The organism is Priestia endophytica, assembly GCF_026790145.1.
Classification (GTDB): domain Bacteria; phylum Bacillota; class Bacilli; order Bacillales; family Bacillaceae_H; genus Bacillus_I; species Bacillus_I endophytica_A.
Genome location: NZ_JALAMS010000018.1, coordinates 390,818 through 410,002, shown reverse-complemented (window position 1 = coordinate 410,002; position 19,185 = coordinate 390,818). Strand labels below are relative to the sequence as shown.

At 35.5% G+C, this 19,185-nt stretch carries 19 protein-coding genes and 1 riboswitch; of the genes, 4 read left to right on the top strand and 15 right to left on the bottom strand.

What is annotated here, in order from left to right; all coding sequences use genetic code 11:
- Window positions 1-42: 42 nt before the first annotated feature.
- The 8 genes from MOC86_RS15775 to MOC86_RS15740 all read right to left on the bottom strand — a co-directional run bounded on the left by MOC86_RS15775 (window position 43) and on the right by MOC86_RS15740 (window position 6,169).
- Window positions 43-1,497 (bottom strand): sensor histidine kinase, encoded by a 1,455-nt coding sequence (locus MOC86_RS15775; protein ID WP_268585013.1) that lies wholly within the window; start codon window positions 1,495-1,497, stop codon window positions 43-45.
- Complete coding sequence (locus MOC86_RS15770; protein ID WP_268585012.1) at window positions 1,485-2,165, bottom strand: response regulator transcription factor; 681 nt, start codon at window positions 2,163-2,165, stop codon at window positions 1,485-1,487. The genes MOC86_RS15775 and MOC86_RS15770 overlap by 13 nt, the downstream gene beginning before the upstream one ends.
- 7 nt (window positions 2,166-2,172) lie before the next feature.
- The gene (locus MOC86_RS15765) at window positions 2,173-2,943 is read right to left on the bottom strand and encodes an ABC transporter permease (RefSeq protein WP_268585011.1); all 771 of its coding nucleotides are present in this window, start codon (window positions 2,941-2,943) and stop codon (window positions 2,173-2,175) included.
- A gap of 15 nt (window positions 2,944-2,958) precedes the next feature.
- A complete protein-coding gene (locus MOC86_RS15760; RefSeq protein ID WP_268585010.1) occupies window positions 2,959-3,786 on the bottom strand; it encodes an ABC transporter permease in 828 nt (275 codons plus the stop codon).
- Window positions 3,783-4,508 carry an ABC transporter ATP-binding protein gene (locus MOC86_RS15755; protein WP_268585009.1) on the bottom strand — a complete coding sequence of 242 codons (726 nt, stop codon included), beginning with the start codon at window positions 4,506-4,508 and terminating at the stop codon, window positions 3,783-3,785. The genes MOC86_RS15760 and MOC86_RS15755 overlap by 4 nt, the downstream gene beginning before the upstream one ends.
- Window positions 4,509-4,570: 62 nt before the next feature.
- A complete protein-coding gene (locus tag MOC86_RS15750; RefSeq protein ID WP_243510135.1) occupies window positions 4,571-4,825 on the bottom strand; it encodes a hypothetical protein in 255 nt (84 codons plus the stop codon).
- Window positions 4,818-5,186, bottom strand: a complete 369-nt coding sequence (locus MOC86_RS15745) for a hypothetical protein (protein ID WP_268585008.1) — start codon at window positions 5,184-5,186, stop codon at window positions 4,818-4,820. The genes MOC86_RS15750 and MOC86_RS15745 overlap by 8 nt, the downstream gene beginning before the upstream one ends.
- A 137-nt stretch (window positions 5,187-5,323) precedes the next feature.
- Window positions 5,324-6,169: a pentapeptide repeat-containing protein gene (locus MOC86_RS15740; RefSeq protein WP_268585007.1), complete on the bottom strand. Its 846-nt coding sequence runs from the start codon at window positions 6,167-6,169 to the stop codon at window positions 5,324-5,326.
- A gap of 469 nt (window positions 6,170-6,638) precedes the next feature.
- A riboswitch (cobalamin riboswitch) is annotated at window positions 6,639-6,834 on the top strand.
- 123 nt (window positions 6,835-6,957) lie between these two features.
- Between MOC86_RS15740 and MOC86_RS15735 the strand changes: the two genes are divergently transcribed.
- Window positions 6,958-7,755, top strand: coding sequence for a sodium:proton antiporter (locus MOC86_RS15735; protein ID WP_268585006.1), 798 nt, complete (start codon window positions 6,958-6,960; stop codon window positions 7,753-7,755).
- 280 nt (window positions 7,756-8,035) lie between these two features.
- Entirely contained in the window at window positions 8,036-8,521 is a 486-nt protein-coding gene (locus tag MOC86_RS15730; protein WP_268585005.1) for a hypothetical protein, read from the top strand.
- An 82-nt stretch (window positions 8,522-8,603) separates the two neighbouring features.
- On the opposite strand, the gene MOC86_RS15725 is transcribed toward MOC86_RS15730, so the two are convergent.
- Complete coding sequence (locus MOC86_RS15725; protein WP_268585004.1) at window positions 8,604-8,957, bottom strand: hypothetical protein; 354 nt, start codon at window positions 8,955-8,957, stop codon at window positions 8,604-8,606.
- Between the two features lie 624 nt (window positions 8,958-9,581).
- Between MOC86_RS15725 and MOC86_RS15720 the strand changes: the two genes are divergently transcribed.
- Window positions 9,582-10,364: a DeoR/GlpR family DNA-binding transcription regulator gene (locus MOC86_RS15720; protein WP_268585003.1), complete on the top strand. Its 783-nt coding sequence runs from the start codon at window positions 9,582-9,584 to the stop codon at window positions 10,362-10,364.
- A 142-nt stretch (window positions 10,365-10,506) separates the two neighbouring features.
- Here MOC86_RS15720 and MOC86_RS15715 read toward each other — a convergent pair whose 3' ends face one another.
- The 5 genes from MOC86_RS15715 to MOC86_RS15695 form a co-directional block, all read right to left on the bottom strand.
- Complete coding sequence (locus tag MOC86_RS15715) at window positions 10,507-12,777, bottom strand: rhamnogalacturonan lyase (RefSeq protein WP_268585002.1); 2,271 nt, start codon at window positions 12,775-12,777, stop codon at window positions 10,507-10,509.
- A gap of 120 nt (window positions 12,778-12,897) precedes the next feature.
- Window positions 12,898-14,454, bottom strand: coding sequence for an MFS transporter (locus MOC86_RS15710; RefSeq protein WP_268585001.1), 1,557 nt, complete (start codon window positions 14,452-14,454; stop codon window positions 12,898-12,900).
- Window positions 14,455-14,614: 160 nt separating this feature from the next.
- Window positions 14,615-14,848: a glycoside hydrolase family 88 protein gene (locus MOC86_RS15705; RefSeq protein WP_268585000.1), complete on the bottom strand. Its 234-nt coding sequence runs from the start codon at window positions 14,846-14,848 to the stop codon at window positions 14,615-14,617.
- A 418-nt stretch (window positions 14,849-15,266) separates the two neighbouring features.
- Window positions 15,267-15,542: a hypothetical protein gene (locus MOC86_RS15700; protein WP_268584999.1), complete on the bottom strand. Its 276-nt coding sequence runs from the start codon at window positions 15,540-15,542 to the stop codon at window positions 15,267-15,269.
- Window positions 15,543-15,644: 102 nt separating this feature from the next.
- Entirely contained in the window at window positions 15,645-16,430 is a 786-nt protein-coding gene (locus tag MOC86_RS15695; RefSeq protein WP_268584998.1) for an arylamine N-acetyltransferase family protein, read from the bottom strand.
- A gap of 221 nt (window positions 16,431-16,651) precedes the next feature.
- Between MOC86_RS15695 and MOC86_RS15690 the strand changes: the two genes are divergently transcribed.
- Window positions 16,652-18,262, top strand: a complete 1,611-nt coding sequence (locus MOC86_RS15690; RefSeq protein WP_268584997.1) for a putative polysaccharide biosynthesis protein — start codon at window positions 16,652-16,654, stop codon at window positions 18,260-18,262.
- Window positions 18,263-18,535: 273 nt separating this feature from the next.
- Here the strand turns inward: MOC86_RS15690 and MOC86_RS15685 are convergent, their stop codons facing one another.
- A complete protein-coding gene (locus tag MOC86_RS15685; protein WP_268584996.1) occupies window positions 18,536-18,967 on the bottom strand; it encodes a DUF4064 domain-containing protein in 432 nt (143 codons plus the stop codon).
- Window positions 18,968-19,185: the final 218 nt, after the last annotated feature.

The following is a 19,185-nucleotide window of genomic DNA, read 5'->3' as shown; positions in this document are numbered from 1 at the left end:
TTAACCTTACTAGGAGAAATTCAAACACGGCGTGAAAAACGGTTATGTAAGCGGAAGCTCTATTTTAATATATGCTCCACCTTCTTTATGATTATAAGCCTCAATTTCTCCGCTGTGATTTTTGACAATAGAGTGCGCAATATAAAGGCCAAGCCCTGCATTTCCTTCTGTATTTCCTCTTGATTGATCTTCTCGGTAAAACTTTTCAAACAGCTTTTTGTTATGATTTTGCGCAAACCCAGGTCCGCTATCTTTCACTTCAAATAAAACGGTCTCATTGTGGATCGTAATATCCCAGCTAATCTTTCCGCCCCAAGGAGTGTAGCGAATACAGTTTGTGATTACATTGTCAAAAACTTGCGCAATGAGATGTGGATCAGTATAGAGGACTTCCTGCGCACCGTGAACTGTATAAGAGAAATAAATGCTCTTTTTCTTGCTTAAAAGCTCAAATTCGTTCCCTTTTGCTTCAACAAATTCTCTAATATTAATCGGTTCCTTTTTTACAGAAAACGTAATATTCTCTAGGAAGGAAACATCGCGAAGCTGATCAAGTAAGCGAATGGAACGAACTGTATTTCTAAAAATGGTTTGTAAATAATCATCAAGCCGCTTTGGATTGTTTTTACTTCCTTCAAGAAGTCCTTCTGTATGACCATGAATGATCGTAAGCGGGGTTCTCAAATCATGAGCAATCGCTGCTGTCATTTCTTTTCGGTCTTCTTCAAGCTTCCATTGACGTGTTAGTGACTCTTTAAGCGCAACTCTCATGTCTTCAAATGCATGAACAAGCTGATCTAATTCTCTCGATTCTTGAACTTTTGGTAGCGAAAACTCCAAGTCGTTACGCTGAATTTTATGAGATGCATCAATAAGCTCGTTGAACGGTTTCTCAATTTTCCGGCTAAAGCGACGTCCAAACAGATACGAAAAAAGATAGAAATATAGAAAAGGACTACTAAATAATAAAACCGTTGCACCTACAATAAACAAACGGTCCTTTGGATTAGAAGAAGCAAGCGTTAATTTGTAGCGCAACAAAACAGCACCATTCACTTCTTTTTCTCTATTAAACAGTGGATAAAGTTTAACAAAATACGTACCATCATGGATATCACTGTTCAGCTTAGAATACAATTCTCGTTTACTTCCGATATACGTTTTTTCAATTGAACCGTATACAACATTTCCTTCTTTATTCAGAACTTGATAGCCAATCCCTTCTGTTGGAATTTCTTTTTCAAGTCTGCTTTGAAAACTTCGGGATGTCACATCACTTTCATGTTTTTGAACAAATGCAAGCACATCCGGGATTTTTTTCTCATAGTAGTTAGCAGGATTCAATCCGTTCGGAATAAGGAAGATAATCGCACATAGCACAATAGCTCCTGCTGTAATAATGGTCGCAAGTATACTAAATAAGAGGACAAGATGAAAAGACGTAACGAGCTGGGTTCTTAGACTTGCGCTCTTTTTCCGTCTCTTCAACTTACCCATTTATAGCCAATTCCCCACACTGTTGAAATATAATCTCTGCATCCTTTATATTTAGAAAGCTTAGCGCGAATTTTTTTTATATGCTCTGTCACTGTTGAAGAGTCTCCTTCTGCATCATATCCCCAAATTTTTTCATACAGCTGCTCTCGTGTGAACACTTGTCCTGGATGAAGCGCTAGAAAATGCAGAAGCTCAAACTCTCTTGATGTAAATGGAAGTTTTTCATTGTTGTATAAAATTTGATAGCCGTCTAAGTCAATTGTTAAATAGCCAAAATGAAGTCGATTGTATACCGTACTTTCCGTCCGCTTCTCTCGCCTCAAATGAGCATAAATTCTCATCTTCAGCTCCTTCATGCTAAATGGCTTTATTAAATAGTCGTCTCCTCCAACTAAAAGGCCTTTGATCCGATCTTGCTCTGTTTGTTTTGCACTTAAAAACAAGATCGGACAAGAGACATTTTTACGGATAAGTTCACAAAGCTCAAATCCGTCCATTTCAGGCATCATCACATCTAAAAGAATAAGATCTGGCCGTTCTTTTAGTTTGGTGAGCGCCTCTTTTCCATCATAGGCACATAGCACATCATATCCTTCATCTTCTAAGGCATCTCTCATAAACGAGATAATTTCTTTCTCATCATCCACAAGTAGAATTTTTTCTTGCATTTTATCCTTATCCTATCCATTCTTTTTTCTTCCATACGGTTATATTTATTATAATGCTAAGTCCCAATATTGGAAATAGAAGGAATAAAAAGTTATCTGAACTTGTACCGCTTAGTTGATAAAAAATCGAATCGGTCATTGAAAAGAAGAAAAGAAGCTGATCTGACGCATAGACACTCCCAATTAATATAGCGATTAATCCAACATATGAAAGAATGGCATTTGGCATAAGAACGCTCACTAAGCTAGCAAGTGTAATAATTGTGAGAAAAATAGCAAACGCAATGCCGTAAAATTTAAGCGTATAGAGAAATGCTCCCATCGTATCTACATTATGCCCACCTAAAAATATCGTATGTTCTACATTCGGCATCACAATTTTCCCAAACAAAAACCCGGTTACACCTGTAATAACTAACACACCGAAAAACAGAAAACATTGAATAAACCACTTCGCTAAAAACAGCTGTAAACGTGACTGAGGACGAATTAATACAAGGCGCAGTGCCCCTGACGCATATTCCCCGTTAAAACTATCCACAACAAGCATTGGAATGAGAATAAATGTAAGAAAGAAAGCTAAATCTCGTAAATAAAGGGAGGAAGAATTTAGCGAATCCATCTTTACATCATGTTCAGGATCGAAGAAAGTGGTTCCTCCCATTGCAAATAAAAACAAACATTCAAACCCAAGCAACAACAGATAAACAACAAGCATAATAATAGTCTTTTTTCGTTTGAAAGTTCTTTCTAGTTCACTCCAAATTAATTGTTTCATTTCTGCTCTCTCCTTTTATAAAAATGTTTCTTTTTTTCGAAGTGTTAAAAATGTTAGCGTGCTGAAAAACAAAATATAAAATCCCATCACTCCTAGATTCCATAAAACAAACTGTGGTTTTTCAGCAATCATCGTTGTAATACCTTCATGTTGAATCATCGGAATTGATGTGAAAAAGAATTTTGCAACCGTTACTTGATCAATAAATCCACTAAATACTTTTAACATATAAGGATAAGAGAATGAGAAAAGCAAGAAACCTCCTCCTCCTCCAATGGCTGCTGTCGTTGTTTTACTAATAACGGCAATAAATACTAGTACAGCCCCAATTGCAACGGTCGTCATATATGACAGCCCATAGAACTCAATATTATAAATTAAGCCTTCTTTAAAGCTAAACAACTCGTTATGATAGAAAACAGCATAGTTTGCCTGATTATCAAAGAAAAAGAATCCTATCAAATAACTACTCAAAAAATAGATGATAAAAAAGAGAAACAAGAAGACCAGTATAACGAGCACTTTAGCTGTGACAAGCTCACCAAGCGAACGGGCCCGAATCATCAACATGCGCAGCTGTCCTGTTCGGTATTCTTCTGTAATCATCAACGTAATAAAAACAAGTAAAAGCGCATTAAATGCGGTAAATAACATCTCAGATAACCCAAGTACAGCAAAGTTTCCTGTGAACGTATATTCTGGTAAGTCAGGACTTAGCTGCCCGTTTTGCTTCTGCAAATACGAAGCAGCAACAAGTAGTCCAGCAGGCGCCATCGCCAACACAACCCACGTTAATTTCCGTTTAAAAAGTCGCTCCCATTCCGCTAAAATTAATGCCTTCATCGTGACACCAACTCCACAAACGCATCTTCTAAATTTTGATTTTCAGCTGCAAATTCATTTAAATCTCCGTTCCACATCAGCTCTCCTTCTCTAATCACAACAATCTGGTCACAAACGCGCTGTAATTCATCAAGCAAATGGCTCGAAATTAAAATTGTTTTTCCATACTCCTCCTTTAGCTTGAATAAAAGCTCGCGTAGTTCTCTTACTCCAATGGGATCAAGTCCGTTTGCTGGTTCGTCTAATATAAGAAGTTCAGGATCTCCTAAAAGAGCTTGCGCAATTCCTAATCGCTGCTTCATGCCAAGCGAATAAGTGCGAACTTTATCATCTTCCCGTCCTGTTAATCCAACAATCTCAAGCACTTCACATACTCTTTTTTCACGTTCACTTTTAGAACTAATATGAAGACGTGCTAGATTATGAAGGTTTTCTCCTCCTGTCATATACGGAAAGAAAATCGGTGACTCAACGATTGCTCCTACTTCCTTTAACGCTTCTTTACGATCTGTCATAATGTTTTTTCCATTTAATAAAATTTTGCCCTCTGTTGGTTTAATTAAGCCTGTTAGCATGCGGATAAGCGTTGTCTTCCCAGCTCCATTTGGCCCTAATAACCCGCAGATGCCTCCACCTTTAACACTGAACGACACTCCCTTTAATAACGAGCGTTTTTTCATTTTTTTAGATACGTTTTGGACATTTAAAATTGTATTTTTCATAAGAAAATCCCTCCTAACGTCAGTATAGGAGGGATTTATAAACATTTTATAAAGTTTTAGAATTAAAGAAAAAATTTTCCTGCTGCAACAAGAGCAGCAACTTGGGCGGCCACTTTTAGAAAATCCACAAAAAAGCTGTGCCAGCCAACTCCTTTTTTCACGGAGTTTTCAATTGTATCAAGCTGTTTTTGAATGATTTCAAGCTTGTATAAAATCGTTTCTTTCTGAATCGTAAGCGCCGTAATTTCTTTATCTTTTTCACTCATTCGATTTTCAAGTTTTGCAACACTTTCCGTTAATGACTCAATCTTATTCATCGTCTTTCACATCTCTTGTTCCCCATAAAGCAAGGAGAGCTATTGCAAAATAAACGCCTACTCCCGTGTTTAAGGGTTGCTTTGCTAGAATAAATCCTGCTGCCATCATTCCATACAGAAACGTTGATGAAAGCAGTGATATTTTACGCATCCACGCTTTTCTCCATACGAGTCCAAGAATGAGAGAAATCAAACTTAAAATAAAAATACTTGCCCACTTTGCTTCATTACCAATTTCCTGAAACGTATAAAAAAATTCAGGACGGTTATGAAACAACTTGTCATTTACTACTAGAACCATAGACCACCACGCTGTAATAAGAATTAAAAACATTTCAATAAAAACATTTCGTTTTTCCATAGCATGCCTCATTTCTATTCTAGCTTCTATACTCTATGAAAATTTTTTAATACTTGTCACATTTTTATATAGAAAGTCCTCCTATCCTCTTCTCTAGCTTCTCTACAAGCTATTAAAATAAAAAAGCGTAAGAACTTTTAGAAGTTCTTACGCTTTTTCCAATGATCTGGTATTTTTAATATTGGTGGCAACTTTGTATGACTATTTCCCTTTGCTGCGTTTACTTGTGCTTGAGTAAGAAAAAGACTTCCCGTCAAATCTGCCCCGCTAAGATCTGCATCCCTAAAGTCTGCTCCAATCAAATCTGTAAAACGAAGATCTGCTTCCCTAAGATCTGCTGCAATAAGGAGTGCTCCTCTTAGATTCTCCCCTTTAAGCTTTGCTTTCCTAAGCTTAGCCCCTATATAATCGCTACTATACTTTCGTTTTTTCTTATGAGTGACTTGCGGGCGGACTAATTCACTTGTTTGTAAAAGCAGTGTATTTACTTTTGCTCTATGCCCTGCAACATCTATATGTAAAATTTCTTCTGGAGATTGTTCTGTCATCTTTTCCGTTTCTCTGAACATCTCTCTTAGCTCAGCATGAATAGATTTTGTTTCCCTATAGCTCATTGCTTCATATAAGTAGGAAAGCATTTCATGAAGCTGCTGAACAATCGGATAGACGCTAAACATTTGTTCAGCATATTGTTTATTTCCTTTCCACTCTTTCCTCTTATATATAATTCTAGATACTTTTTGACCTGCTCCAAAACATTCATAAGCAACACAACCGCGAAAGCCTTCCTTCATTAAGTTATCATGAATGCCGCACAAGTAGTTATCTTGCAAATTCCGGCAAGGTGTTCCCCCATCTTTATCAAAGGGAAAATCAGCTGACTTTGCATATGGCAATGCAACACAGCATAAACCAAAACAGCTTGTACAGTCTGAATTCAATGCTTTTTGAACTTCTACTTTATTTTCTAATTTAATTGACACTTTTATCCCATCCCTTTTCTAATCCCGTTATATTCATATTAAAAGGAATGATGTAAAAAAGGAAGAGGTTTGTAAATTAGATTTCCATTCTGTTTATATTCCTTGTTAGCCAAGATGATGAACATTTTCTAACTATTTAATAACTTAAGAGCACCAATGGTTGTAATGTGAACAGATGTTAATCTACAAAATTTAAGAATGCTCTTTTTCATTAAAACATGTCCACTTCTTTACCTTACTCGTATGCCGCTGTTCAATGCTCGTTCTTGATACTTTAATAAGAATTTGAATTCCCTTGAATAATGAGGACGTTTTTTATCGATTATCATCCTTTCTTCCTTTCTTCCTTTCTATCCATAGTATCAGTAGTGTAGAAGTATGCTAGACCTTTAAAAAGAAAAAGATTCATTTGTAGGATTTAACTTTTACAAAAATATGGTATACTACCAAAAAAAGCATATAAAAATGATAATTAACTCACAGTTTAGGGGCTCTTACTTTTTTAAAAGTGGGAGGTAACAGGGAACCAAGTGAAAATCTTGGGCGGTCCAGCCACTGTTATGAAGGAGTTTTTCACCAGAGGCCACTTAACAACTCTGTTAGGGAAGGCGGCGAAAAATGATGATTTCAGAGCCAGGATACCTACCTAATCTGTACGCTAGGATCTTCTAGGAAAGAGAGTAGTGTATACATATTTAGCATTGTTTATTTGTGCTGCTTATTTGTTATACATATTTTCCTCAACCCTAGAAATGGTTGGGGATTTTTTATTAAAGGAGGCTACAAAATTGGAAGGTTTATCACTTTTTGCATTTGTATTTGTTTTAGGATTAAGGCATGGGCTTGATGCAGACCATTTAGCTTTTATTGATGGTCAAACAAGGTATAACTGGAGGATGAAAAGTCCTTTCTCAAGATGGGTTGGTACATTATTTTCATTTGGACATGGGGGCGTTGTCGCATTAACTGCTGGAGTTTTAGGAATGGTGATGAGTAATTTTACGTTCCCATCATCCTTTGACACCTTTGCTTCTTGGGTATCTATTTTATCTTTATTTTTAATTGGGACATTAAATACGTACAATTTGATTCGAACAAGAAGTAGTAAGGAAGAATTTCAGCTTAGTGGGTTAAAAGGGAAATTCATTCCAAGGCTTGCAAAAGGAACAACAAATCCGCTTCTTATTATTCTTATTGGTGCTCTTTTTGCCCTAGCAGCCGAAACGGTGAGTCAAACAGCTGTATGGACGTTAGCTGCTGGCAATTCAAGCGCGTACACTCCGTTATTATTAGGTTTAGTTTTTATGGTTGGCATGATGATTACAGATACAATTGATTCTTTTGTTGTACACAAAATGGTCAAAGACTCAAGCAAATTTGGTCAAGCGGCTTCACGCCTTATGGGCTGGGTCATCGTTGTACTCGCCTACAGCGTTTCTTTCTATCTTGCTTTTACATTCTTCAATCCATGGGCAGAAATAGACTTCGAGATTGTTGGCGTTATCCTTTTTCTATTTCTTCTTTCAATGTTTACTTTTGTCCGTTTCAAAGCTAAAAAAGCAAACAACAGTGTTCAATCTGTGTAACAACTGTGAGTTTATCTGAGAGAGCAACACATCCTTTGCTCTCTTTTTCTTCAATTTAAACAAGTCAGTTTGTAATAAGAAACAAACTTGATAGAAACTCTCTCATTTTATGCATCTTTCTTCCACATATGATTATTAATCGTCTTTCTATTATAGGCAGTTTCTCTCTTCTAGCTTATTTTATCTCTTTAATAAAAAATTTCTCTTCATATAATGTAGATAGAGGACTCATTTAGGGTAATGATACACATAAAGGAAGATAAATAGGAAGGAGTCATTTATGAATATGAATCTTGTCATCATTTTACTTGCTTTAGCAGGACTTCTCATTATTTGCTGTAAGACCTTTAGCTCTCCTTATATTGCTTGCAATGCCGTCGGGACATTTTGCAGTTTATTTACTGCTCTAGCTATGATTCAAGAGCAGCTTTCAATCATTGAAGGACTCATTATCATCTGTGTCATATTAGCGCTCGCTTACCTCATTTATACTCCCTTGAAAACAAGCTTATTTGTTCGAAACTGCTATATTATGTTTAATGTTAATTTCTCTAAGTCACAAGAAATTATAGAAAGGGAAAACTCTAATATTACGATTATTACTAAACCGCTAAACACTCTCATTCTTTCCTATAGAGAGCACCAAGCAGAACAAGCACACCATCTAAAAAAGATACTTAAACAAGAAGCACAAGGTATGCCACTATCTGGCTTTCTTCTTCTCTCAAGCTCTATTATTCTCTATTTATGGCAAAGGATTAGCTAAAGCTGACCTAAAAAAGTAGTGAGAAGCCGAAAGCTTCTCACTGCTTTTTTCACTTCCATCTCATATATTGATATAAACGGTCTTACATGTTGAAGTTTTGAACGATTCTTTTAATGATGTTTTGTTCTCCCTCTTCTAGTTCACTCATTATGTCTTCAAAAGCTCTAGTTGATTCATATGTATTTAATACTTGAAGTGCCGCAATACTATAGTGACCAATTGTATCTTTTCCAAATACTTTGTGAATCTCTTCCTTTCTACACTTGCTTAGCTCAATAAGTTTAGAAATAACTTCTGCATTGGATATGTTACCCTTTACAATTTGGATAAGAGCCGTCACTTGTACTTTTGGATATGGATAATCTAAACATTCTACTATTGCTGTCTCATCGAAGCTGTTTTTTGTTTTCTCTTCCTTTACAACTGGAAATCTCAATATTTTTCCTCCACATTTGCCGTCATCCGTTGTTACTAAATGATGTAAGTTGCTTTTATCTGTTGTCTCTACTACATATGTTATGCCTTACAGTCAGAAACAAACTTTAGCAAGCTAGGTTCTATCCTATATCATTATGCTCTCTTCTCTCTCCTCCCTTTTTTAAAATGATAGGAACCTATAATATATATGGTAAATTGGTTTTAACATGGTCATGTTGACCTTTACATGATAAATCTTACCAGATTCCATCTCCTCTATAAAGTAGCATTTATAAAGAATAAGGGATTTTCAATTTTAAAAATGACACGTTTTGCAGTAAATACTCACATAAAAAACCTCCCTAATAAAACATTTACATCATTATCGCACTTTGATTCAAAAAACAATTCAACGAAAACAAACTTTTAATTTTTTTATTTATATTTGTTTCACTCTTCTCCTTTATGTTTTTTCTCCTTCGCTAGCCTTTGAACGTGTTTAAAAGAGCGCATTCTTCTAAGAAAGCATGAACTACAGCGTGAATTTATATTAAAAAGTATGATATGATGAGACAAAATAAAAAGAAAACAACATATTCCTCTGTAATTTGTTTTACAGATATTGAAGGAAAGGACGTTATGAATGCTAGTAGCCGAAAGACAACAAAAAATTGTGGATTTAGTTAATTTACGATCAAGCATTCGAGTTTCTGAGCTTAGTGAGCTTTTTGCTGTTACAGAAGAAACAATTAGACGTGATCTTGAAAAACTCGAAAAAGAAAATAAATTACGAAGAAGTCATGGTGGAGCAGTGAGTGTCCAAGAAAAAGAAAGCGAAATAGATTTCTCAGAACGGGAAATTACAAATGTATTGGAAAAGAAAATAATCGCTCATGAAGCCGTAAAAAGAGTAGAAAACGGTGACCGGATTATTCTTGACGCAAGTACAACCGCATGGTATATGGCCAAAATACTTCCTAACATTCCGCTCACTGTCATTACAAACTCTATTAAGGTTGCGATTGAACTTAGCAAAAAAGACCGAATTGAAGTGATTTCAACTGGTGGAATCCTGCTTCCAAAATCCTTGTCTTATGTAGGACCGTTAGCGGAGCGATCGCTTGAGAATTATCATGTTAATAAAGCCTTTCTTTCCTGTAAAGGTATTGATTTAAATAGTGGATTAAGTGACTCAAACGAATGGCAAGCTCTCTTAAAAAGAAAAATGATTGAAAGATCGAATAAAACATTCTTGATGGTCGACTCTAGCAAGTTTGGTTACCGAGAGTTTTCACATATCTCTACTCTAGATCAAGTTGATGAAATGATCGTGGACGTAAAACTCCCTCCCCATTCTCAAGAGAAATTAAAAGAAAAAAACATCATCGTTACGACCGTTGACTTTGTTGATAAACCTGCTTCTTAAACAAACTTATTTTATGATAAGTTTGTTTTTTTGTATTTTCCCCAGAACTAAGACAACTTTTATATATTGATTTAGTTCTGTTTTCAAGAGAATATCAATAGAAAAAGCCGGAGCTCTTTAAAGCTCCGACTTTTCCCTTAACTTAGTGATGGTTTTTCAAAAGAGGAACGTCACGCCAATTCATATCAGAAGCAAAATAGAAGCTCGGATATGCAGGTTGATTATACCCCGTATTTTGGTTGGCAATTCCTGTTCTGTACTGCTTATCCTGCATTAAGGTATATAACTTATGATTTGTTTTTTCTGTGCTCATATATATACGAAGCGCTGAGCTATCCGCTTTCTTCACAATAAGTTCTTCTCTCCAGTCTCCAAACAGATCAGCAACTAAGCTTGGGTTCCCTTTTGTGCCATTGTTTGTACTCGTATTTGTAGCTGTTAGTAATCGTCCCTTTTTCCAGTCATCGATTGTTGGCGGCTCTGCAAAGGTTCCATTAATGATTTGGGTTGTCATATCAGCTCCCCATCTAATGCTCATATTTGTTCCTGGAAACTTCTGATCTATTTTTTGGCCATCAGCGCTTAATAGACTTGTAGCCCACATTTCTAATCCTTCATGCGCAGGATCAATGTCTCCTACAATCCCACGACCTGTATCTTTACCTGTATATTCTCCAACAATTACTTCTCCTGTTTTTGCATCACGTAAACTATAGCCATAAGGTGCTTTTGTGCCATTTTCATGCACCATAAAAATTTCTAGTCCGCTTCGTTTTGGATTAATGTCAGCAACGTGCAGGGTATCGCCGTGACCAAGCTTCACCCTTTCACTACTTTTTTCACTTTCAGGCGGCATCTTATCGTAGGAGCTATATAGCAACTTACCATTATGATCGATTGTCGCGCCTCCATACACTATTTCTTGCTTTCCATCATTGTTAACATCGCTTGTTGTAAGATAGTGAGCACCTTGGTTTGTAAGAGTACCATATTTTTTACTTTCCCCATCTTTCTCATGTGGGTTGCTGTTAAATGGGTTACTCATCGGTGTCCATCCACTATCAACAGCCCAATATTTCTTAAGTTTTTTTCCATCCCAACGATATGAAACAACATTTGCTCTTGTATAATATCCTCTTGCAAAAATAGCGTATGGTTGATCTTCTTTAAGGTAAGCAACACCTGAGAGAAACCGATCAACTCTGTTACCTGGTTCAATTCTTTGGGTTGCATAGTCGCCCCACATTAATCCATCATCATGGCGCTGAGGTTCATAGTCTATCGTTTCGAGTTCTTTACCTGTTGCCCCTTCAAATACGGTTAAATATTCGGGTCCTTCTAAAATAAACCCTTGGAAGTCGCGCAGTTTATTTCGTTCACTTCTCTTTGGGGCATATTCATCCATGAAGTAATCAGCTAAACTTTCTGCATCCTCCCGTGATAGGGGATAGCGATACTTCTTAGCAATCCCAAAACATTCTTCAAGCGTTTTTGGCCAATTTCCTTTTTGAACTTCTTCATGCTTGTGCCAATTCATAAACATCTTCACAACATGATCATAGTAATCCTCACTGTTCATTCGGTAATCATCGCTATGACGATAGCCTGCTTTTATATCTCCTTTAGGCATTGTGATAAACTTCTCACCTTGTACATTTCCAAGCTTATCAAACTGAATGGTTTTTGTACCTGGAGCTGTTTTGAGCATCATCTCTGCTTTTCCATCTTGATCAAAATCGTATACTAAAAATTGCGTATAGTGAGCACCAGCTCTAATATTAACGCCTAAATCAATTCGGTAAAGAAGAGTCCCATCAAGTTTATAACAATCTATATACGCATTGCCTGTATACCCTACTTGTGAAACATCTTTTGAATTTGATGGATCCCATTTTACAAAAAGCTCGTACTGTCCATCTCCGTCCACATCTCCAACGCTCGTGTCATTTGCTTCATACGTATAAGTTTGGCCATCAGGTGTTCTCCCATCCTTTGGTTTCTTTAGCTTTAAATCGTAATATGCTTCATTCATTGGCGTAACAACAGCGCTTTTCCCTGTCCCTTTTTCATTTTGGGAAGAGGAAACATAATAGGTAGACTTTGAATTCCCATCTCTATCTAAAAAATTTGTACTATCTTTTACAAACGCAATTTTCTTTCCGTTTCGATATACGTTAAAATTCACACCTGTTAACCCTGTTTCTGAATAGCCTGTTGCTTCCTGAGACAAAAACCGCCAGCTAAGATAAACTCCTTCTGAGGTGGAGACGGCTACTAATCCACGGTCAAGCTTTTCTCCTTTTGTCATTGTTTTCCCATTCGTATCTGCCCAAACAGGCGTTGTCATACATAATAAAGGTATAAGCAGCATTATAATCATTCGATTTAAAAGTGATGGTTTCTTTCTCTTCATTTTTTCCCCTCCTTAAAACGCTTACAAAAACAGAACTTCAACTCCCTTTTAATCTTAACGTTCGATCTGAATAGAATTGAAGCTTTGGATAATGAACAAGTACATTTTCCTTATAAGAAGCTATAGCGTTGTTTTGATATCAGGTCCTTCTTTTCGACTCTTTTTATAAGCTACATAGTTTTCATATCCTACAGGATTGTTTCCCCATGTTTTTTCATAGTCCCATCCTGTTAATTTTTCCACTACTTCACGAGCTTCAGGAGACGCTTCTTTTTTAAGTCCGCCCTTTTTCAGCCGCTGAATTTCAGCTAACAATACAACATGATTTTCTTTAGTTAATTTATAACGATAAGAAATAAGTAAACCGCCAATAAGAAAGAGAAGCGTTCCAAAAAGCAAGATACTTGTAATTGTCTGAACAACAGATGAAGATTGAACTTCTTGCCCAGAAACAAAGCCTGATAAGTCTAGTCCAACGCCAACTAAGAAAACGGCCAGAGCTTGAGAAGCTTTTCTAATTAAACTCATTACACCAGCAAAAACTCCTTCGCGGCGCTGTCCTGTTAGAGCTTCATCAATATCAGGAATAAAGGCATAGTTGTTCCATGGAATATAGTTAAGGCCTCCGCGCCCTAATCCAGCAATGCCAATCATAATAAACATAAGAAGTAAACTATTTTCAACATTTGTAATCCTCAATGCGGCAAATCCTAAAATGCCTACCATAAAAAAGAGAATTGCCGTCCGATAAGCAGGCGCTGGATTCAATTTAATCGTCAATGTCATCGCAATCCATACTCCTACAATCTGGAGAATATACATAACGGTTAAGAGGTTAGAAGCAACAACAGCATTATGCATGAGAGCAAAAACAATGAAGTACGTAAATACAGCATTAAACACATCTTGACTTAAATAGCCTCCTAAATACATTCCTAAATGATGTCTAAATGTTTTAACGCGAAGAGTTGAAAATAAATCAACGTACACCTTTTCAATTTTTTGAAGCAGCGTTTTCTTATCAATCTCTTTTTCAATCGGAATTTCTGATAGTGGACGCTCCCACGTATTTTTATAGAGAACAACTAACACAACAACAAAAATTGCGGTGAAAATTAATCCTGAATAAAGAAAGCTTAGCGGATCATCTTTCCCTAGCGATTCAATAAGTCGACCAGGAATAAAGGAAGCGAAAACAGCGGAAATTTGCGCAACAAACATTCTCGCACCAGTAAGCTTTGAGCGTTTTTTATAATCATCTGTCATTTCTGCTGCTAGTGTGTCATATGGAATTAAAATCATAGAGTAAGCGATTTCAAAAATAATGTAAGTTAACATATAATACCAATAGTTAAAGCCATCTACCCATATTAACGCATATATAAGCATGAGCGGAATGGCTGCTAAAATGAAAAATTTTCTCCTGCCAAATCTTCGACCAAGCTTTGTTTTATGAAAATTGTCGGTGATATATCCCATTGCAGGAGCTGCAACAGCATCCACAACCCTTGCAACTGCAAAGATGGAGCCTGCTTGTGTTGCTGTTAATCCACAAAATGTTGTATAAAAGTACATTAACCATGCAGCAGTGAGGGCAAATGCTCCTGCTCCTACAAAATCTCCTAATCCATAAGAAAGATAGTTTACAAATTTAATTTGTCGTTGAGGTTTACTCATCATATTTCCTCCTTTTTCTTCAGCTTTTAAAAAGAATCTTGTAGACAAATAGCAATGTGAAACATAATTAGCGCTTGAGAAAGTAGATTAAAAAGAGAATGAAATAAGCTTATTTTTTAGTAGGAATTCATGCTATTTTCTATCGACTATGTTCTAAATGTTAAAATATAAGTATTCTACTAAACAAAGAGTGGCCATTGCTTTTTGTACGAGGCATATTGTGATACAACCAATCTCCCCATGTTTCTAAATGTGGCAAATATGTTGGATTTTTTGTTTCTTCATAGAGATATGTGAGCGTTAACATTTGAACCATTGCATTTACATTTTTTTCGACTGGCGGTTGTTCAAACTGCTGATCAAACCACTTTATAATCATATTTAAGACGTTCATCGATAATATTTCATTATTCCCTATGGCCCAATTCCAGCGGTCCATTCCCAATAGTTAAAACTTTTGTTATCAATCTTTCGTCCGTCTTTAAGCAAAATTGCATATTTTCCTTCTGGATCATCTAAATTCACTAAGTTTTCAATCAACAAGCTAATGATTTATTCAAGTTCTTTTCTATCCATTTTTCTCTCCTTTCCACAAAGCAAACGCTTTCAAAAAATACCGTCTTTCAACATAAAAACAACAAATAAACCTTTATTTACATTTGTTTATTTCTGTTATTATTTATTATTATATTGACTTTGTTTTGTTTATGTCAATAATATTCTTTATTTTCTGATTATTTATTTTTTCAAAAATAAAAAAAGACCCAAAACTATGCATTAAGCTTTGGGTCCTTTCTAACTTACATTCTATTTTAAACTCCAAACAAGGCTGTTCCAATGATCATATACATAATAGGAAAGAGAAATAAAAGGCCATTTGCTATAGCTCCAATAAAGGAAATTGCTCTTTTCCTCGTTTTATAAGCTCGTAAAGCAAAGAAAATGCCAATTGGACAAAATAGTAGGGGAAGAAAAACAGGCATTCCTTGAATTTTTTCAAGTGGAACAATGTTAAATAAGAAGTTACAAATAAGAATAAAGGGAGTAAAAAATAGAACATACGATAAGACAGTAAACGTTTTGGACATGTGTTTGAGCTCCTTTTTTATACAAAAATCCGTTCTTTACTTTTTTAATGCTCCCTTTAGACGAGCTCCACTTTCCTATAGTTTCAAGCTTTCATGCTAAATTTACACTTTTTTAAATCCAAAATAGTTTTGGATTAATTTCTCGAATTCTTCCCTATTCATTTCTCTTTTCGTCATCTTTCCATCTTTCCACTCTGTAAAAGATTGTTCAGTTGCTGTTATATTTCCCTCATAGGTTAAACGCGTTATAAGCGGTTTTTTATTAAAAGGAGATTGTGGATGATTCACAATAATCTCTTGAACTTCGTTTAGTTTTCCAATCTCTCCAATAGACTCCGATGCATCAAAAGCATAGCCCCACTTCCAGTCACTATCTTTATTTCTTACTTTCATTTCAAAAATATAGTTACCATGCTCTGTTTTTATATTGTGTACTCTAAAATCTCCATTATTAGAATGAACTTCTTCCCCTGTTAATGGAACAGGTTTTAACGGTAGATTCCCACCAAATCCTGTATCAATTAAATAGGTTTTCTCTTTATAGTTAACAAGGATAGCAACGTGGGTTTTCCCAATGTCGTTCCATTTGTTATTTTCGTTTTCATAAATAACGCCTCGTACAAGCTTTACATCGAAATTGTTTTCAACAAGAAATAAATAGAGAAGAGAATTTAGCTCATAGCATACTCCCCCTTCATTTCGTGTAAAAAATTTATGTGCCAAATTTTCTTCTGTAAGTTCACTTGTTCTATTTTCAATAATACATAAATTTTCAAAAGGAAGTTCTTTTGCTAATCGAGGAAGGAGTGTGTGTAAATCATCAAATTCTATTTTTTCTCCTTGTGACATGCCAATACGCTCTCGTAATAATGTATTTATCTTCTTCATAACATTTCCTCCTTATCTTCTATACTAAGTATGTTATGAACGGTTTTAAATCACAACAAAATAGCTTATATCTGTTCATTTGGCCGATGGTAAACAAAAAGTTAATCCAAAAAACGTATGAACATACTATTTAGTGCCATCCTTCTTCTCTTTAAGATTGGTAAATTTAGTCGATTTATGTCATAATTTTTTCTAGAAACTATGAACTAGGAGATTTATAAATGAAAAACAGTTTTATTCGCGGCACATTTTTTCTTACTCTTTCTTCCCTTATTACGAAGATATTAGGTTTTGTGTATATCATTCCATTTACAGCATTGGTCGGTACGTCAGGCTATGCGCTTTATAAGTATGCCTATAGTCCATATACGTTTATGCTAAGTATATCAACAATGGGTCTTCCACTTGCTGTTTCTAAATTTGTATCAAAATATAATGGACTTGGAAACTATAGAGCTGGACAAGATTTACTAAAATTCGGGATTTTCCTCATGACGATAACAGGATGTTTATCATTTATTGTGTTGTATTCTCTTGCACCTTTTCTTTCAAGTTTTGTAATTACGGGTAAAAGCACAGGGGGAAACAGTCAAGAAGACGTTATTTACGTAATTAGACTCGTCAGTTTTGCTCTTATCATTATTCCTCCTATGAGCTTATTAAGAGGTTACTTTCAAGGAAACCAATCAATGGGTCCTTCTGCATTAAGTACCATATTAGAGCAAGTTGTACGCGTCATCTTTATTGTTGTTGGAGCGTATATTGTCGTCGATCTTTTAAATCATGAGGTAACAGAAGCTGTTGGAGTTGGTACTTTTGGAGCCTTTATTGGGGGACTTGGAGGTCTTTCTGTTCTCGTCTTTACATATACGAAACGACGAAAACTCATAGAGCAGCAAGTAAAAGAGAGCAAGAATAACGAAAAAGTAGCGTCTCTGGTGATGTTTAAAGAGTTGATAAGCTATGCCATTCCTTTTGTACTTGTTGGATTAGCTATTCCAATCTATCAAAATATTGATACATTTACAATCAACTCACTTTTTCAATCCATTGGATATTCGCTGTCTCAAGCTGAAAACATTAATTCGGTGATTGGGCTTTCACAAGTTTTAGTAATGGTTCCTGTCTCTCTTGCAACTGCTTTTGGCATGTCTCTAATTCCTGGTATTACTTCCTCATATGTAAAAGGACATCTTGAAGAAGTGAAAGAGAAGATTAGCAAAACGCTACAAGTTCTCATGTTCTTTACACTTCCTACTGCAATTGGGCTTTGTATATTAGGAAAACCCGTCTATACGATGATATTTGGGATTAATAACAGTCCTGATTTAGGTGGGCACATTCTAAGTTGGTATGCTCCTATGGCTATTTTATTTGCTCTCTTTACTGTTACAGCAGCAATTCTTCAAGGGTTAAATAAGCAGAAAAAACTAATTGTCGGAATGTTCATTGGGATTGTGGTGAAAGTTATCTTAAACTTTGCTTTTCTCCTACCTTTCAAAGAAATTTCCCCTATTCTTGCTACATATGGTGGATATCTAGTCTCTGTTTTGTATAACTTTTATCTCATTAAGAAAGCTATTCATTATAGTGTGAAATCTTTAGTGCATTCACTATCATTCGCCTCTTTATTAGTAGCAATAATGGCTATTTTTGTAGCTTTAAGTAACTATTTAGTAACAACCTATATTGGCGGACATGTAACAATATATCACCTTGCTATTATATCTTCTCTTGTCTCTGTCTTATGTGGAGCTCTTGTCTACATAAGTATGAGTATGAAGACACCTTTATTTAAAGAACTAGTACAAAAAAGACGCCATGCTTCATAAAGAAGGGGCTTCACTCAATAGTGAAGCCCCTTCTTTATACTATTTCATACTTACATAGATTTCTTAAAGAGAAGCTTGATTAACTTCAATTCGAACAATATCAATATTATACTCTAGAAAACTCTGTTTAGTTTTGGAATAATCATTTCTTCTCTCACAATGAGTTCTGGAAAGGTTTCATTATGTATAACATTTACCCTTATCGTTATGCTGCTTTCCCAACTGACTCATACTTTTCCCGTAATCCAATAGCCAATAAAAACTTAAATTCCTCTAATATGTTCTACTAGTTTCTACTTTTTTTGATTTGCGAACAAGTGCGATGATTCCAGCAATTAAATAAGCAATCCCACCAAATATACCTAAAACAAATGTTGCCACTGTTCCAAGAATAGCTGTGACAATTAAAATTCCCCCTGCTAGCTTAGGTTTTTTGTTTCCTTTTAGATAAATAATAGAAACAATTCCTAATATAGCGCAAATAAGCGTCACAATAAGAATATAAAGAGCTCCATCACTAATAGTAGACGCCATCTCACTTGCACTAATGTTTGTAATATTGCTTTCATCTAGAGCTTGTTGAAAACCGTCTAGTACGTCTTGATTGTCTTGTGGAAGAGCAAGCACAAAACCGCTTCCTACTGAAACAATTAAAAAAAGCACAATTCCAATTACCGAAAACACAATTTCTACAACTCTACTCATGTTCTTCCTCCTTAGTCTTTTTAAATGATAAGTTTTTATTTCTCATCTATTTGAAAAATAAAGCTCCTGTCAGAACCAAATTCTTCCTTAATTACATTTTAATAGTTTTTATTCAGGAGGGAAAGAGGTTCAGCGTAAATTAAGGGAAAATTAAGGTAAACAGCTATTAATTTTCGTTCATGATTGCTAGGATGTCATCATGCTTCGGTTCTTCTTAA

Bases quoted from the DNA above. Each gene is read 5' to 3' on its own strand.
- MOC86_RS15775 (WP_268585013.1), bottom strand. From the start codon at position 1,497: ATGGGTAAGTTGAAGAGACGGAAAAAGAGCGCAAGTCTAAGAACCCAG.
- MOC86_RS15770 (WP_268585012.1), bottom strand. From the start codon at position 2,165: ATGCAAGAAAAAATTCTACTTGTGGATGATGAGAAAGAAATTATCTCG.
- MOC86_RS15765 (WP_268585011.1), bottom strand. From the start codon at position 2,943: ATGAAACAATTAATTTGGAGTGAACTAGAAAGAACTTTCAAACGAAAA.
- MOC86_RS15760 (WP_268585010.1), bottom strand. From the start codon at position 3,786: ATGAAGGCATTAATTTTAGCGGAATGGGAGCGACTTTTTAAACGGAAA.
- MOC86_RS15755 (WP_268585009.1), bottom strand. From the start codon at position 4,508: ATGAAAAATACAATTTTAAATGTCCAAAACGTATCTAAAAAAATGAAA.
- MOC86_RS15750 (WP_243510135.1), bottom strand. From the start codon at position 4,825: ATGAATAAGATTGAGTCATTAACGGAAAGTGTTGCAAAACTTGAAAAT.
- MOC86_RS15745 (WP_268585008.1), bottom strand. From the start codon at position 5,186: ATGGAAAAACGAAATGTTTTTATTGAAATGTTTTTAATTCTTATTACA.
- MOC86_RS15730 (WP_268585005.1), top strand. From the start codon at position 8,036: ATGAATATGAATCTTGTCATCATTTTACTTGCTTTAGCAGGACTTCTC.
- MOC86_RS15720 (WP_268585003.1), top strand. From the start codon at position 9,582: ATGCTAGTAGCCGAAAGACAACAAAAAATTGTGGATTTAGTTAATTTA.
- MOC86_RS15715 (WP_268585002.1), bottom strand. From the start codon at position 12,777: ATGAAGAGAAAGAAACCATCACTTTTAAATCGAATGATTATAATGCTG.
- MOC86_RS15710 (WP_268585001.1), bottom strand. From the start codon at position 14,454: ATGAGTAAACCTCAACGACAAATTAAATTTGTAAACTATCTTTCTTAT.
- MOC86_RS15705 (WP_268585000.1), bottom strand. From the start codon at position 14,848: ATGAACGTCTTAAATATGATTATAAAGTGGTTTGATCAGCAGTTTGAA.
- MOC86_RS15700 (WP_268584999.1), bottom strand. From the start codon at position 15,542: ATGTCCAAAACGTTTACTGTCTTATCGTATGTTCTATTTTTTACTCCC.
- MOC86_RS15695 (WP_268584998.1), bottom strand. From the start codon at position 16,430: ATGAAGAAGATAAATACATTATTACGAGAGCGTATTGGCATGTCACAA.
- MOC86_RS15690 (WP_268584997.1), top strand. From the start codon at position 16,652: ATGAAAAACAGTTTTATTCGCGGCACATTTTTTCTTACTCTTTCTTCC.
- MOC86_RS15685 (WP_268584996.1), bottom strand. From the start codon at position 18,967: ATGAGTAGAGTTGTAGAAATTGTGTTTTCGGTAATTGGAATTGTGCTT.